This window comes from Flavobacterium humidisoli (assembly GCF_023272795.1).
Lineage (GTDB): Bacteria > Bacteroidota > Bacteroidia > Flavobacteriales > Flavobacteriaceae > Flavobacterium > Flavobacterium humidisoli.
In genome coordinates, this window is the sequence record NZ_CP096829.1 from 2,853,922 (window position 1) to 2,868,650 (window position 14,729).

11 protein-coding genes are annotated in these 14,729 nt (G+C 33.5%); 8 read left to right on the forward strand and 3 right to left on the reverse strand.

Translation table 11 applies throughout. The annotated features are described in order from the left end of the window. The first annotated feature begins 12 nt into the window (after positions 1-12). Both M0M44_RS12155 and M0M44_RS12160 read left to right on the forward strand, forming a co-directional pair. Positions 13-1,947 carry an amino acid permease gene (locus M0M44_RS12155; RefSeq protein ID WP_248725878.1) on the forward strand — a complete coding sequence of 645 codons (1,935 nt, stop codon included), beginning with the start codon at positions 13-15 and terminating at the stop codon, positions 1,945-1,947. Positions 1,948-2,096: 149 nt separating this feature from the next. Continuing rightward, positions 2,097-3,191: a DUF695 domain-containing protein gene (locus M0M44_RS12160; protein WP_248725879.1), complete on the forward strand. Its 1,095-nt coding sequence runs from the start codon at positions 2,097-2,099 to the stop codon at positions 3,189-3,191. A gap of 236 nt (positions 3,192-3,427) precedes the next feature. On the opposite strand, the gene M0M44_RS12165 is transcribed toward M0M44_RS12160, so the two are convergent. Continuing rightward, positions 3,428-4,672 (reverse strand): aminotransferase class I/II-fold pyridoxal phosphate-dependent enzyme, encoded by a 1,245-nt coding sequence (locus M0M44_RS12165; RefSeq protein ID WP_248725880.1) that lies wholly within the window; start codon positions 4,670-4,672, stop codon positions 3,428-3,430. A gap of 419 nt (positions 4,673-5,091) precedes the next feature. On the opposite strand from M0M44_RS12165, the gene M0M44_RS12170 reads away from it, so the two are divergent. Next, positions 5,092-5,550, forward strand: coding sequence for an Lrp/AsnC family transcriptional regulator (locus M0M44_RS12170; protein WP_095931859.1), 459 nt, complete (start codon positions 5,092-5,094; stop codon positions 5,548-5,550). A gap of 158 nt (positions 5,551-5,708) precedes the next feature. On the opposite strand, the gene M0M44_RS12175 is transcribed toward M0M44_RS12170, so the two are convergent. Next, complete coding sequence (locus tag M0M44_RS12175) at positions 5,709-6,725, reverse strand: SseB family protein (protein ID WP_248725881.1); 1,017 nt, start codon at positions 6,723-6,725, stop codon at positions 5,709-5,711. 237 nt (positions 6,726-6,962) lie between these two features. Here M0M44_RS12175 and lpdA point away from each other — a divergent pair, with 237 nt between their 5' ends. Continuing rightward, positions 6,963-8,366 carry a dihydrolipoyl dehydrogenase gene (lpdA, locus tag M0M44_RS12180; protein ID WP_177210519.1) on the forward strand — a complete coding sequence of 468 codons (1,404 nt, stop codon included), beginning with the start codon at positions 6,963-6,965 and terminating at the stop codon, positions 8,364-8,366. Positions 8,367-8,522: 156 nt separating this feature from the next. Next, entirely contained in the window at positions 8,523-9,065 is a 543-nt protein-coding gene (locus M0M44_RS12185; RefSeq protein ID WP_248725882.1) for a lipocalin family protein, read from the forward strand. Positions 9,066-9,138: 73 nt separating this feature from the next. Here M0M44_RS12185 and M0M44_RS12190 read toward each other — a convergent pair whose 3' ends face one another. After that, positions 9,139-9,513, reverse strand: a complete 375-nt coding sequence (locus M0M44_RS12190; RefSeq protein ID WP_248725883.1) for a DoxX family membrane protein — start codon at positions 9,511-9,513, stop codon at positions 9,139-9,141. A 299-nt stretch (positions 9,514-9,812) separates the two neighbouring features. On the opposite strand from M0M44_RS12190, the gene M0M44_RS12195 reads away from it, so the two are divergent. The 3 genes from M0M44_RS12195 to M0M44_RS12205 all read left to right on the forward strand — a co-directional run bounded on the left by M0M44_RS12195 (position 9,813) and on the right by M0M44_RS12205 (position 14,711). Further along, entirely contained in the window at positions 9,813-11,099 is a 1,287-nt protein-coding gene (locus M0M44_RS12195) for an anthranilate synthase component I family protein (protein ID WP_248725884.1), read from the forward strand. Positions 11,100-11,319: 220 nt separating this feature from the next. Next, positions 11,320-12,630 carry a tRNA lysidine(34) synthetase TilS gene (tilS, locus tag M0M44_RS12200; protein WP_248725885.1) on the forward strand — a complete coding sequence of 437 codons (1,311 nt, stop codon included), beginning with the start codon at positions 11,320-11,322 and terminating at the stop codon, positions 12,628-12,630. Further along, entirely contained in the window at positions 12,630-14,711 is a 2,082-nt protein-coding gene (locus M0M44_RS12205; protein ID WP_248725886.1) for a protein-disulfide reductase DsbD family protein, read from the forward strand. Before tilS ends, M0M44_RS12205 begins: the two co-directional genes overlap by 1 nt. The last annotated feature ends 18 nt before the right edge of the window (positions 14,712-14,729 follow it).

Here is a 14,729-nt window from a genome sequence, read left to right on the forward strand (position 1 = left end):
GCAAAAACATATATGGCATTTTCAAGTTTATTCCGAAAAAAAACAGTGCAGGATATTCTGAAACAGGTTGCAAAAAATGAAGCAGATGGACATGGAGCATTAGGAAAACACCTTACAACCAAAGATTTAACTGCTTTCGGAATTGCTGCAATTGTGGGTGCGGGGATTTTCAGCACCATCGGAAAAGCAAGTGCAGATGGAGGACCAGCCGTAATATTTTTGTTCCTTTTTACTGCTCTTGCCTGTAGTTTTGCAGCTTTTGCTTATGCCGAATTTGCATCGATGGTTCCCGTTTCAGGAAGTGCTTACACGTATTCATATGTAGCTTTCGGGGAACTAATTGCTTGGATTATCGGATGGGCTTTAATCATGGAATATGCCGTTGGAAACATAACCGTGGCCATATCGTGGAGTGATTATTTTACAGGACTTCTCCAGAGTGGCGGAATTCATTTACCGCAATGGATTCAGATGGATTATTTAACAGCTTCAAACGGATATAATGATGCCGAAGCTTTGATGCGCGGCGGAAAATCATTTGAAAATTTAAGTACGGCTTTACAGCAAGCGCACACAGCTTGGACAACAGCGCCTACCTTGGGATCATTTCATTTTGTTACCGATATTCCAGCTTTATTCATTATTATTTTGATTACTGCTTTGGTTTACAGAGGAATGAAAGAATCTCGTAATGCGAGTAATTTAATGGTGGTTGTAAAACTTTGTGTTGTTCTTTTAGTTATCGCTGTCGGTGTATTTTATGTAGATACGGCAAACTGGGATCCTTTTGCGCCAAATGGAGTTGGAGGGGTTTTAAAAGGAGTATCTGCAGTTTTCTTCGCTTATATTGGTTTTGATGCTATCTCGACAACAGCAGAAGAATGTAAAAATCCACAGCGTGATTTACCACGCGGAATGATGTGGGCGATTATTATTTGTACCATTCTTTATATTGCAATTGCTCTGGTTTTAACCGGAATGGTAAAATATCACGAATTAAATGTTGGAGATCCTCTTGCATTTGTTTTCGATAAATTAGATTTAAAATGGATGTCAGGAATTATTGCCGTAAGTGCGGTAGTGGCTATGGCGAGCGTTTTATTGGTTTTTCAAATGGGACAACCTCGTATTTGGATGAGTATGAGTCGCGATGGGTTATTGCCAAAGAAATTCTCAACCGTTCACCCAAAATTTAAAACACCTTCTTTTGCAACTATTGTAACAGGATTTGTGGTGGCAATTCCGGCTTTGTTTTTGAATCTGACAATGGTAACTGATTTATGCAGTATTGGAACTTTATTTGCCTTTGTATTAGTTTGTGCAGGGGTTTTGGTTTTACAAAACAAACCTGAAATTCCAAGAGGAAAATTCAAAACGCCTTATATCAATTCAAAATTTATTCTGCCAGTTTTAATGATCGTTGGATTGTATTATGCTTTTGCTTTCAACAACAAAGCAACAATGGCTTTTATCAATAACGATCCACAAATTTATGATGCAACTTCAATCGTAACTTCTTTAGATAAATCAGAATCAGAGCAGGTTTTCAAATATTTAGAAAGTATTGAAGTAAACAATAAAACTGCTGAGACATCAGATTTAGAGCATTTATTAGGACAATATCAAGACGACGAAGCTAAATATGCTGAAGTGGTAAAAGGTTTGCCAATTGCAGATTCTGCTAAATATGAATCAGGTTTCAGTTTATTCAAACACAAAATCCCAATGTGGATATTCCTATTCGTTTTGGTTGGATTAGCCGTTTGGGCTTTCAGAAAAAATCTGTCTTTAATTCCACTTTTAGGATTAATCTGCTGTCTGTATATGATGGCCGAATTAAGCGTTTGGAACTGGATTTATTTTACAATCTGGCTAATAATCGGGTTATTAATTTACTTTACATATAGTAGAAAAAATAGCAAACTGAATACTGAAAATATAGGCTAAAAGTAAAGTTATATATCACAAAAAGCCGTTCTGAGTACTTCAGAACGGCTTTTTTTATTTTGTGGCTTTTTATAGAAATATTCTTATGTTTTAAAAGTGCTTTTCCTTAAGTTTGTTTTCAGTAAAATTTTAAAATTAATAAGTAATACATGGGTTTTCTTGATAAAATATTGGGCAAAAAAGAAGCTTCAATACAATCTAATACTGATTTCTGGAATTGGTTTTTAAAAAATGAAAAGGAGTTTTTTACAATAGTTAAAAACAGACAAAATATACATCAAGGTTTTTTTGAAAAATTAGCACCAAAACTTGATGAAATTCATAAGGGGATTTATTTTCTAACGGGAATGTTAGATGATAGTACAGTAGAATTAATTTTAACGCCAGATGGAGCAGTCAGAAATATTTATGCAATTGAAGAATTGGTAAATGCAGCGCCTCAAATCAATGGATGGAAAATTACGGCATTAAAACCAGCATCAGACATTCAAGATATTGGTATTGATTATGAAGGATTCCAATTTAATAAAGACAATTTAAGGTTTTATCCAAACATTCATGAAGGATATCCAGATGAAATTGACTTAACCGTTATTTATGATGATTTTGTTGAAGAAAAAAAGCAAGTTATAACTAACGGTGTTTATATTTTCTTAGACAATTATTTAGGAGAACTACATTCTCTTACTTTGATTGATAACATGAAAATAGACAGTCCAAATAGTATTTCAGAAGAATTAATTCCGATCGAAAAATTAAAAGATTATTTGATTTGGAGAGAAAAAGAATTTGTAGAAAAGTACGAAGGTACAAGGCATAATACAGAAAATGATAACTATTCAGGTTTTGAGGCAACTGCAAAAGATGGAAGTGGCATTATCGGATTAATGAACACTGATCTTTTGCAATGGGATAAAAAAGCATCGCATCCTTGGGTATTTATTATTACCATTCTTTTTGATGGAAGCCATAATAATGGTATGCCAGATAAAGAAACTTATCAGTTACTAAACGAAATAGAAGATGAGGTTGTATTAGATCTTAAAGATCTGGAAGGTTATTTAAATGTTGGAAGGGAAACATTGGCTAACAGAAGAGAAATCTTTTTTGCCTGCAAAGACTTTAGAAAACCAACAAAAGTGGCAGATGAATTAATTAAAAAATACGATGGTTCATTCGAAATAAGTTACGAAATCTACAAAGATAAATACTGGCAAACGTTTAGACATTACGAGCCGAGATAAAACACAAAAGCCGTTTTGATACTATTCAAAACGGCTTTTTATATAAAAAAATCCGCTTAGAGAAATCTCCAGCGGATTCAAACAATCTAATAAAAAATGTGCAAATTTATTTATAGAGTAATGTTTGCCTTTATTGCGAGTAATTTTTCTCGCGCAGATTCCACAGACTAACCAATCCTTTTTATAACCCTAATAATAAATCGGCATAATCAGCCAAATCTGCGAGAGAAAAAGCTTTATTGAATTTCTTTAACGGCTTCTTTGTGAATCTTTACAGAGCTTAAAATTCCAAGTTCAACCATACAATTTTTCATCATTTGGTAAGTGCGTTCAATATCATTATCCAATCCAATAGAAAAGCGAATCAAACCGTCTGTTAATCCCATTTCTTTCTGCTCATCTAACGGAATTTCGCTCGAAGTAGAGGTTCCTGGTGCACTGAATAACGTTTTATAAAAACCTAAGCTTACTGCCAAATATCCAAGGTTTCGTTCCTGCATCAATTCCATTAATTCATTAGCTTTTTCCAAAGTTCCAACATCAATCGTTAGCATTCCCCCAAAACCATATTCGGGATTAATCATCGTTTTATATAATTCATGACTCGGATGGCTTTTCAATCCTGGATAAACCGTTTTTAAGCCATCTTTCTCAAACTGATCCGCCAAATAATGCGCATTATGACTATGCTGTTTAATTCTAATATGAAGCGTTCTCAAATTTTTCATCACACTTGCAGAACGCAAACTATCCATTGTAGGCCCTAAAAGCATACTCGCGCCAGAATTTACATTTTTCAGCGAATTAATAAATTCTTTAGACGCACAAGTCACACCACCAACTGTGTCACTGCTTCCGTTAATGTATTTTGTCAAACTATGAATGACAATATCGGCGCCCAATTTTGCGGGAGAAACAGAAAGTGGTGAAAAAGTATTATCGACAACCAATTTTAAATTATGTTTTTTGGCAATTTTAGCCAAACCAGCAATATCGGCAACTTCCAAAAGTGGATTACTAACCGTTTCGCAATACAAAACTTTAGTTTTAGAAGTAATTGCAGCTTCCACAATATCCAGTTTTGTGATGTCAACAAAGCTTGTTTCGATCCCGAATCTTGGCGTAAAGTTTTTTAAGAAAGCGTAAGTTCCGCCATAAATAGTTCGGCTTGAAACAATATGGTCGCCCGCACCGCACAATTGCAAAAGAGTAGGCGTAATCGCTCCCATTCCAGAAGCCGAAACATTTGCTGTTTCCGTTCCTTCCATTGCTGCCAAAGCCTGATCCAAATACAAATTGCTTGGGGATGAATGGCGCGAATACAAGTAACAGCCTTCCATATTTCCTTCAAAAGTGTCAAACATAGTTTTAGCCGAAAGAAAAGTATAAGTCGAAGAATCAGAAATCGACGGATTGACACCACCAAATTCACCGAAATATTGTAAATCTTGAATTTTATCTGCTGGGTTGAAGTTTTTCATATAGATAGTTTTTATTTGTTTTGTTTCAAGTTTCAGGTTTCAAGTTCCAACAACCTGAAACAAATTTTTTAAGAGCTATTCCAGCTTTCCGCTTCAAGTCCTCATAAAAAATGCAAAGTTTCTAATGTTCTAAAAAGAGCTTCCGTTGGTCGCTTTTTTAGAACGAGAAACTTTTGCCTTTTTTACTCCGGGCTTTCCACTTCAATCTGGGCTAGGGCACTCGTTTTCAAAAGAAATTCTATCCAAAATAATATCTATTTAGAATATTAATCAATCATGAATTGAATAATTAGATTTTAAAACTATAAAAACTTATTTTTAATGATTTTTAATCTAAATTTGATCTAGAAAATATAATTCAATAGATTTTATTTCACTTAATAAACTATCAACAATCAACCAAAAACAATCAACTAAAAATGACTCTAGACGCCACAGATAAAAAACTCTTAGTTTTGCTTCAAACCGACAGTAAAAAAACAACCAAAGAATTATCCTTAAAACTTGATCTTTCTGTTACAGCGGTGTATGAAAGAATTAAAAAATTAGAAAGAGAAGGGGTAATTAAAAACTACGTTGCATTAGTCGATAAATCCAAAATTGAGAAAGGGTTTGTCGTTTTCTGTCACCTAAAACTCATTCAGCATACCAAAGAATTCCTAACCAAATTTGAAAGCGAAGTCATCAAACTCAATGAAGTTTTAGAATGCCATCACGTAAGCGGTGATTATGATTATATTTTAAAAGTTCTGGTAAAAGACATGGAAGCGTATCGTGAATTTTTAGTAACCAAACTGACTTCGCTACAGCACATCGGAAGTACACAAAGTATGTTTATGATTAGTGAGGTGAAGAACTCGACGGTGATTTCTTTTTAAGAGGTTCGGAGAAGCAAAGTTTCAAAGTTTTTCAGTAGAGACGCACAGCAGTGCGTCTAGCATCAAGTATGTCATTTCTTAAAAGTTGAACATTAACACAAATCCCTAGTTTAATTTGTTCAACTATCTTTTGGCAGCATTTTAATTAATAACAGTTTTTATTTAACAGCATCTTCAAAAGTTGGTCTTTCTCGTTTTCCAGCTATAACGTCTATTATAATTGATTCAACATTTTTATTTATAGAATCATTTGGCTGTAATTTAATTGCCTTATCAATGGTTTCTTTCGCTTCTTGATCATTTTTAGCAATAAGTAAGGTCATTGCGTGATTACCCAATAGTGCGAAATCATTAGGGTTTCTTTTTAGAGATTCCTCAGAATAAAATATTGCTTTCTCAATGTCTTTCAAGTGCATAGCCTCTAGTGAGGCTTCCATAGGAATTATATGGTTTTCTAATTCGAGTTTAAAAGCTAATTCCAATTGTTCAAGAGCTTCTTGATGTTTTTCCAGTCTTTGAAGTGCTTTAGACATTAATATCATACTTTGCCAATGTTCTGGAATTATCTCAAGACATTTTTTGAAGTCTTTTATAGAGTCTTCAAGCTTTAATTTTTCGGATTCCTTCAGTTCTTTTTTTCTATAGCCGTCTAAAAAAATAAGTCCCTCTTGCTTTTTTCCAGCCTGCTCAAAGATTTTATTAAATTCTTGAATTTTTTTATTCTCAAGTTCCTGCTCGACAATTCTGCTATAGATTTTGCCGTTTAAAAGATTTTCAATTTCTTTAGGAAGTAATTCTTTAGCAAAATCTGAGTAAGGATTTAGTATAAATGTTGCTCCATTCAAAGATTCAAACAAATCTTGTCCTTTTAAACTAAGATATGGAGCTTTTTTTTCCATTATTCCTTTTTCAAATATTCGATTTATTGATGTAAAGATTGGAATTTGTCCGTTTTCAAAAATAAAACACTGAACAGTTGTATTCTCATCTGCAGTTTGAGATCCAAATTTCGAAATAGTGTTTTCACTAGTAACTATAAATAATTGACTCCCTAATAATTTGTGATAAAATTCCTTTTGAGTAGAAAAATTGGACGCAGCTAGCATCAAACATTTTTCTAATTCATTCTCAGGAAATTCAGTTTTCTTTTTTTTGAATATTTCAAATAATCCCATTGCTTATCTTTTGTGTACTCCTAGAATTGTTTCTAAAGTTTTGCCAATTTAATTATTTTTCTTTTAAAGTAAAATTATTCCTAAAAAAGAAAAAACTTAGCAACCCTTTGCATAACCCTTAACACCCTTTACGGTAAAATCGTTACCCAAAATTTCACACAAAAAACATTGAAATTTAAGCCTTAAACAGAACTTTATTGTTTAATTTTGTAACCGCTAAAATAAAAACAAAATACTATGAGTTCATTTGACGTAGTCATTATAGGTTCAGGTCCTGGCGGATATGTATCAGCAATTCGTTGCGCACAATTAGGTTTCAAAACCGCAATTGTAGAAAAATATAATTCATTAGGCGGAACTTGCCTTAACGTAGGTTGTATTCCTTCAAAAGCATTATTATCTTCTTCTCATCATTATGCTGAAATTGCTCATTTTGCAGATCACGGAATCGAAGTTTCTGGAGATGTAAAAATCAATTTAGAGAAAATGATCGCGCGCAAGCAAGCAGTTGTAGATCAGACCGTAGGTGGTATCAACTACTTAATGGATAAAAATAAAATTACTGTTTTCAATGGTTTAGGTTCTTTCGTAGATGCAACACACATTGCAATTGCAAAAGCTGACGGAACATCAGAAACTATCGAAGCAAAATATACTGTAATTGCTACAGGATCAAAACCATCTTCTTTGCCATTCATTAAAATTGATAAAGAAAGAATCATCACTTCTACTGAGGCTTTAGCTTTAAAAGAAGTTCCAAAACACCTAGTTATCATCGGTGGTGGAGTTATCGGAATCGAGCTTGGACAAGTTTACTTGCGTTTAGGAGCTCAGGTTTCTGTAGTTGAATTTATGGATAGAATCATTCCAGGAATGGACGGAGCTCTTTCTAAAGAATTGACTAAAGTATTGAAAAAACAAGGAATGAAATTCTACGTTTCTCATAAAGTAAAATCAGTTGAAAGAAACGGTGATGCTGTTGTGGTTCAAGCTGAAAATGCAAAAGGAGAAACAATCACTCTTGAAGGAGATTATTCATTAGTTTCTGTTGGCCGTCGTCCTTACACAGACGGATTAAACGCTGACAAAGCTGGAGTTAAAATTTCAGACAGAGGACAAGTTGAAGTAAACGATCATTTACAAACAAATGTTCCAAATATTTATGCAATTGGTGACGTTGTTCGTGGAGCGATGTTAGCACATAAAGCAGAGGAAGAGGGAGTAATGGTTGCTGAAATTTTAGCAGGTCAGAAACCACATATCGACTACAACTTAATTCCTGGTGTAGTTTACACTTGGCCAGAAGTTGCAGCAGTTGGACAAACTGAAGAGCAATTGAAAGCTGCTGGAGTGAAATATAAATCTGGAAGTTTCCCATTCAAAGCGTTAGGACGTGCAAGAGCAAGTGCTGACTTAGACGGATTCGTGAAAATCTTGGCTGACGAAAAAACAGATGAGGTTTTAGGAGTTCATATGATTGGTGCTCGTACAGCAGATTTAATTGCTGAAGCGGTTACTGCAATGGAATTTAAAGCTTCTGCTGAAGATATTTCAAGAATGAGCCATGCACACCCAACTTTCGCGGAAGCGGTAAAAGAAGCAGCATTAGCAGCTACAGAAAATAGAGCTTTACACGTATAATTTTACGTTTAAATCAAATATAAAACCGTTAGAGCAATCTAGCGGTTTTTTTATGCGATATATTTAAGTGTGATATAATATAATAATCAAAAATAATTTTGTAAATTAGATGGGTATTTCAGGTGTTATCTTTATGATTATTAAAAAGATAGTATTATGAAAAGTAAATATATCACTCCGATTCTAATTGGAGCAGGGATTGGAATCGCATTGTACTCTTGTGGAGGCGGAATTCCAAAAAATGCAAAAGCTGTAACAAACTTTGACAGCAATAAATATCTCGGAAAATGGTATGAAATTGCCAGATTAGATTACAAATGGGAGAGAGATCTGGACAATGTAACCGCCGAATATTCTTTAAACGAAGATAAAACTATAAAAGTCGATAATAAGGGCTATAATGTCAAAAAAGACAAATGGGAACAAAGTGTCGGGAAAGCTAGATTTGTCAAAAAAGACAATATTGGTATGCTGAAAGTCTCATTTTTTGGTCCTTTTTATTCTGGTTACAATGTCGTAGCAATCGATCCTGATTATAAATACGCACTTGTGGCTGGAGAAAGTTTAAAATACATGTGGATACTCTCTAGAGAAAAAACTATTCCAGAAAGTATAAAAGCAGATTTTCTTATCAAAGCTCAGGAAATTGGGTATAAAGTAACCGATTTGGTCTGGGTAAAACACGATAAGGCAAATTAAAAATAAAAAGTCCGTCCCAACCCGTTAGAACTTGACGGATGGGACGGACTTTTTATTTTGAGCTAAAAAATATTTATGCAGTAAAAATACTTTTATAATTATCCCAATATCTGTAAATCAAGAATAGATTTCCTATAAACAAAAGAACTGCAATTGGCAGACCATCTGGAGTAAGGAAATAATTGATAAACAAAATATTTACCGTAATCGGTAAGATCAAGATGTTTGCTAAAGTTACATAACGGCCAGTTACAAATGCAATTCCACACAACAATTCGATAGATTTTGCCAGTGGCATTAAATACGTAGAAGCCATTAAACCTACATTAAAAGCTTTAAAGTTTCCTGTAGTTTCTGGCTCAGGCATTAGATGGAAAAAATAACTGATAGAGGCGAAAAGCAGCAAAAGACCGATTAAAACGCGGACAATAATTGTGGCAATTTTCATAATACTTAGGATTTTTTAAGGGTTAAAAAATATAATTAAGTTATTGGAAAAGATGCAATCTAAAGCTCAAATGAGAATCACAAATTATTTTTTTTGAGGTTCTTTTTTAAGGATTTTACAATTAAATTAATGCTGTTTTAGGATTATTCTAATTGTATATCAAATATAACGAATTTTTTCTTATAAAAAGAATGTATTTTTAACAGTTTTACAATGTAATTCAAATCATTGGATTATTTTTTTTGCATTCCGCTCATGAAAGATTTTTGTCGTAATTTTGACCTTTAAAATTACCATTTTTGAGAGTTTCCATCCGTAAAAATATTGTTAATCCGAAACTGTTTAAAGAACAGATTTTAAGCTGGGCGCAGCAATTTCGCGAAGTCGTTTTTTTAGACAGCAATTCTTATCCGCAGCAATATTCTAATTTTGATTGCATATTGGCAGTAGATGCTTTTACATCTTTAAAAACAGATTATTACAATGCTTTTGAAGATTTAAAACAATATCATCAGAATACAAAAGACTGGCTTTTCGGATATCTTTCTTATGATTTAAAGAATGGTATTGAAAATCTTCATTCTGATAATTTTGATGGTTTGAACTTTCCTGATTTGTTTTTCTTTCAGCCTAAAAAAGTCTTTATCCTAAAAGGAAATGAACTTGAAATTCAATATTTAATGCTTTGCGATGATGAGGTTGAGGAGGATTTTGAAGGAATAGTCGAAAGTCAAAAGTCGAAAGGCGAAAGTGATGAAAAATTAAATATTCAACAGCGTATTTCTAAGGAATTATATATTCAGAAAATAAATAAAATGCTCGAACATATTCATATTGGAGATATGTACGAAGCAAATTTCTGTATGGAATTTTATGCTGAAAATGCCGTTATAAATCCGTTAGAAAAGTTTCAGAGATTGAATGAAATTTCACAGGCGCCTTTTTCAGTTTTCTTTAAAAATTACAAACACTATTTGCTTTCTGCTTCACCAGAACGCTATTTGAAAAAAGTTGGAGATAAGATTATTTCACAGCCAATCAAAGGTACTTCTAAGCGTTTTGCAGATCCCATTGAAGATGAAAAATCAAAGAGTGTTTTAGTTTTAGATGCCAAAGAGCGAGCGGAAAATATCATGATAACCGATTTAGTACGAAATGATTTGTCGCATACATCGCAAAAAGGTTCCGTTGAAGTCGAGGAACTTTGTGGTATTTATTCGTTTTTGCAAGTGCATCAGATGATTTCTACAATCACTTCAAAATTAGATCCGCAATATTCGGCAATTGATGTTTTAAAAACAACTTTTCCGATGGGAAGTATGACGGGCGCTCCAAAGATTTCGGTGATGGAAATTGTTGAAAATCTTGAAGAAACCAAAAGAGGATTATATAGTGGGGCGGTTGGTTATTTTACACCTGAAGGCGATTTTGATTTTAATGTTGTAATCAGAAGTATTTTGTATAATGAGGAAAATAAATATGTTTCTTTTTCGGTTGGAAGTGCTATAACATCGCTTTCAATTCCAGAAAAAGAATATGAAGAATGTTTGCTCAAAGCCAAAGCAATGCACGAAGTTTTGCAGTAAAAAAAAAGTTGCCACGAATTGCACTAATTTTCACTAATTTTTTTTCAATTCGCTAAAAATATAGTCACAGATTAAAGGATTAAAATGATAAAAAAAAATCTGTGCGCATCTTTTTAATCTGTGGCAAAAAAAATAATTCGTGCAAATTTGTGGCAGAAAAAAATACCCGCTTAACATTTCGTTTAAAAATAGATCAAATTTAATTCTTTACTTTTATCAAATGTTTTCAAAATTTCAAAATCATATCGTTTCAAGATTTCCCCTTTTAGCCCAGAAAAAGCTTTTTCTGGCTGTAAGTGGCGGATTAGATAGCATGGTTTTGCTACATTTATTGCATAGACTGCCTTGTGAAATTGCAGTTTTGCATTGCAATTTTCAGCTTCGCGGTGTGGAAAGTTTTGGAGATCAGGAATTTATTCAGAACTATTGCGATCAGCATCATATCCCAATTTTTACCACTCATTTTGATACCGAGGCATTTGCTAAAGATTATAAACTATCAACACAAGTCGCGGCGAGAGAACTTCGCTACAGTTGGTTTTATGAACTTTTGGAAGAAGAAAACTTTGATTATATCCTAACAGCACATCATGCCGACGATAATCTGGAGACTTTTATTATCAACCTAACACGCGGAACAGGATTGGAAGGTTTAACTGGAATTCCAGAGCAAAATGATAAAATAATTCGTCCATTGCTTCCTTTTTCAAGAGAAGAAATTTTAAAATATGCTGAAGAAAATAAAATAGAATGGCGAGAAGACAGCAGTAATGCTTCGACAAAATATCTCAGAAATAAGATTCGTCATAATTTAATTCCGGTTTTAAAAGAAATCAATCCTAATTTTCTAGATGCTTTTCAGAAAACACAATCTTTTCTTCAAGAATCAAAAGAAATGGTTGAAGACGCATCGATTATGGTGTATCAGCAAGTGGCAAAAGAAGCTGGAGATGATATTCATTTTGATTTAAATCAGTTAAAAAAACTTCCAAATTATAAATCTTATCTCTACCAATGGCTAAATGAATTTGGTTTTTCTGCCTGGAATGATGTTTATGATTTGGTTGAAGGACAATCAGGGAAACAAGTTTTTTCAGAGGAATTTAGATTACTGAAAAACAGAGAAACGCTTATTTTAAGTCCGCTTTCTGAAATCTTAGAAAACGAGGAATATGAGATTCATGAAAACGATACAGAAGTTAATTTTCCCATAAAATTAAGTCTTTGTAACGTAGGTCACACAACATTCGATTCAAATAGAGTTATATTTGTGGACGTCGATAAAATCCGCTTCCCCTTAATTTTGCGTAAATGGAAAGAAGGAGATGTTTTTCAGCCTTTTGGAATGAGAGGAAAATCTAAAAAAGTAAGCAAGCTTTTTAAAGACGAAAAATTATCATTGATCGAAAAAGAAAAAACTTGGATTTTATGTTCTGAAAATGAAATAATCTGGGTTGTCGGAATAAGACAGGACGAACGTTTTAAAATAGAGAAAACCACAAATAAAATACTAAAAATAGAATTACAATAATGAACTTTACTCGAAATCTTCAGACAAATTTGTCAAAAAATGTTTGGACTAAATCCATTTTACTTTTCGTATTTTTCTTTGCTTTTGCAAAAGGGAATGCACAAATATTAGAGCCGGTAAAATGGACTTCTAAAATGGAGAAAAAAGGAAACAATGCCGTTTTGATTTTTGATGGAACAATCGAAAAAGACTGGCATATGTATTCGCAGTTTACCCCAGACGGCGGACCTTTGGCTTTAGAAATAACTTTTAAAAATCAAAAAGGAAACTACGAATTAGTTGGAAAAGCAAAAGAAGGCAAAACTAGAACAGCTTTTAACGATGTTTTTGGTGTAGATGAAACTTTTTTTGAAGGAAAAGCACACATTGAACAAGAAATAAAAATTATAAACCCGAATTTAAAAACGGTTGATGTAGATTTTGATTTTCAGGTTTGTAAAGAAGTTTGTATCAATTCTAGCAAGAAATTCTCGATTGCTGTTCCTTCCACTTTCAAAATGGAGGATGTTCCAGTTGTAACAGAAGCTAAAGCAGATGAAACAAAAATAGTGGGACTAGCAGTTGATACCGTTAAAAAAGAAGAAGCTATACAACCAAAAGTTGAGACAACGGCTGAAACTGAAAAAGCAGAAATTCCTGCTCCAGCGCCTTCAAGAAGTTTGTGGTCAATCTTTTTTATCGCCTTTTTATCAGGATTTGCGGCATTGTTAACACCTTGCGTTTTCCCAATGATCCCGATGACAGTAAGTTTCTTTACAAAACAAAGTAAAAGCCGTGCAAAAGGAATTAGAAATGCAATTATCTACGGATTTTCAATCATTGCTATTTACGTAATTTTAGGTCTTATTGTAACTAAAATATTTGGTGCCGATGCCTTAAATGCTTTGTCTACAGATGTTTGGTTTAACCTTGTTTTCTTTGTAATCTTAGTTGTTTTTGCTACTTCATTTTTGGGTGCTTTCGAAATCATGCTTCCAAATTCATGGGCAAATAAAGCAGATCAGCAAGCAGATAAAGGTGGTTTAATCGGAATATTATTCATGGCTTTGGCTTTGGCGATTGTATCCTTTTCTTGTACAGGGCCAATTGTCGGAACGTTATTAGTTGAAGCGGCTTCAAATGGAGGAATTGCTCCAATTGTTGGAATGCTTGGATTCTCTTTAGCATTAGCGCTTCCGTTTATGTTATTTGCAATGTTCCCTGGATGGTTAAATTCTTTACCAAAATCTGGAGGTTGGTTAAATACTGTAAAAGTGGTTCTTGGATTTTTAGAATTAGCTTTAGCATTCAAATTCTTATCAAATGCCGATTTGGTTTTACAGTTGCATTTCTTAGAAAGAGAAGTTTTCATCGCAATCTGGATTGCCATTTTTGGAGCTTTGACTTTATATTTATTTGGAAAAATTACATTGCCTCACGATAGCCCGACAAATCATATTTCTGTTGGAAGATTATATTTAGGATTATTGACATTTGTTTTTACAATGTATTTAATTCCTGGACTTTGGGGAGCGCCTTTAAAATTAATCAGCGCATTCCCGCCGCCTCCGCAATATAGCGAAAGTCCGTTTGGAGTTGGAGGTTCAGGAAACGGAGCAGGTTCTTCAGAATCTATCAAAGGACTTCCAGAGGGAGCTGAATTAGGCCCACACGGAATTATGGTTTTCCATGATTATGAAGATGGTTTGGCTTATGCAAAAGAAATCAATAAGCCAATTATGCTTGATTTTACAGGCTATGCTTGTGTAAATTGCAGAAAAATGGAGAATAATGTTTGGTCAGAACCAGCAATTTTGCCAATCCTTAAAAATGATGTGGTTTTAATTTCTCTTTACGTTGACGATAAACGTGAATTGCCAAAAGAAGAGCAATTTACAACTGCTGTAGGAGATAAAATTATTACTGTTGGTGATAAATGGACCGATTTTATGATCTCAAAATATAAAACCAATACACAGCCTTTATATGTTATTACCGATTTGGAAGGAAATAATATGAATACTTCTAAACCAACAATAAGCTACGTAAGTGCTAACGAGTATTTAGAATGGCTGAAAGAAGGAATTTCGAATTTTAAATAATTCTTGAGAGAATAGAGA

Bases quoted from the DNA above. Each gene is read 5' to 3' on its own strand.
- M0M44_RS12155 (WP_248725878.1), top strand. From the start codon at position 13: ATGGCATTTTCAAGTTTATTCCGAAAAAAAACAGTGCAGGATATTCTG.
- M0M44_RS12160 (WP_248725879.1), top strand. From the start codon at position 2,097: ATGGGTTTTCTTGATAAAATATTGGGCAAAAAAGAAGCTTCAATACAA.
- M0M44_RS12165 (WP_248725880.1), bottom strand. From the start codon at position 4,672: ATGAAAAACTTCAACCCAGCAGATAAAATTCAAGATTTACAATATTTC.
- M0M44_RS12170 (WP_095931859.1), top strand. From the start codon at position 5,092: ATGACTCTAGACGCCACAGATAAAAAACTCTTAGTTTTGCTTCAAACC.
- M0M44_RS12175 (WP_248725881.1), bottom strand. From the start codon at position 6,725: ATGGGATTATTTGAAATATTCAAAAAAAAGAAAACTGAATTTCCTGAG.
- lpdA (WP_177210519.1), top strand. From the start codon at position 6,963: ATGAGTTCATTTGACGTAGTCATTATAGGTTCAGGTCCTGGCGGATAT.
- M0M44_RS12185 (WP_248725882.1), top strand. From the start codon at position 8,523: ATGAAAAGTAAATATATCACTCCGATTCTAATTGGAGCAGGGATTGGA.
- M0M44_RS12190 (WP_248725883.1), bottom strand. From the start codon at position 9,513: ATGAAAATTGCCACAATTATTGTCCGCGTTTTAATCGGTCTTTTGCTG.
- tilS (WP_248725885.1), top strand. From the start codon at position 11,320: ATGTTTTCAAAATTTCAAAATCATATCGTTTCAAGATTTCCCCTTTTA.
- M0M44_RS12205 (WP_248725886.1), top strand. From the start codon at position 12,630: ATGAACTTTACTCGAAATCTTCAGACAAATTTGTCAAAAAATGTTTGG.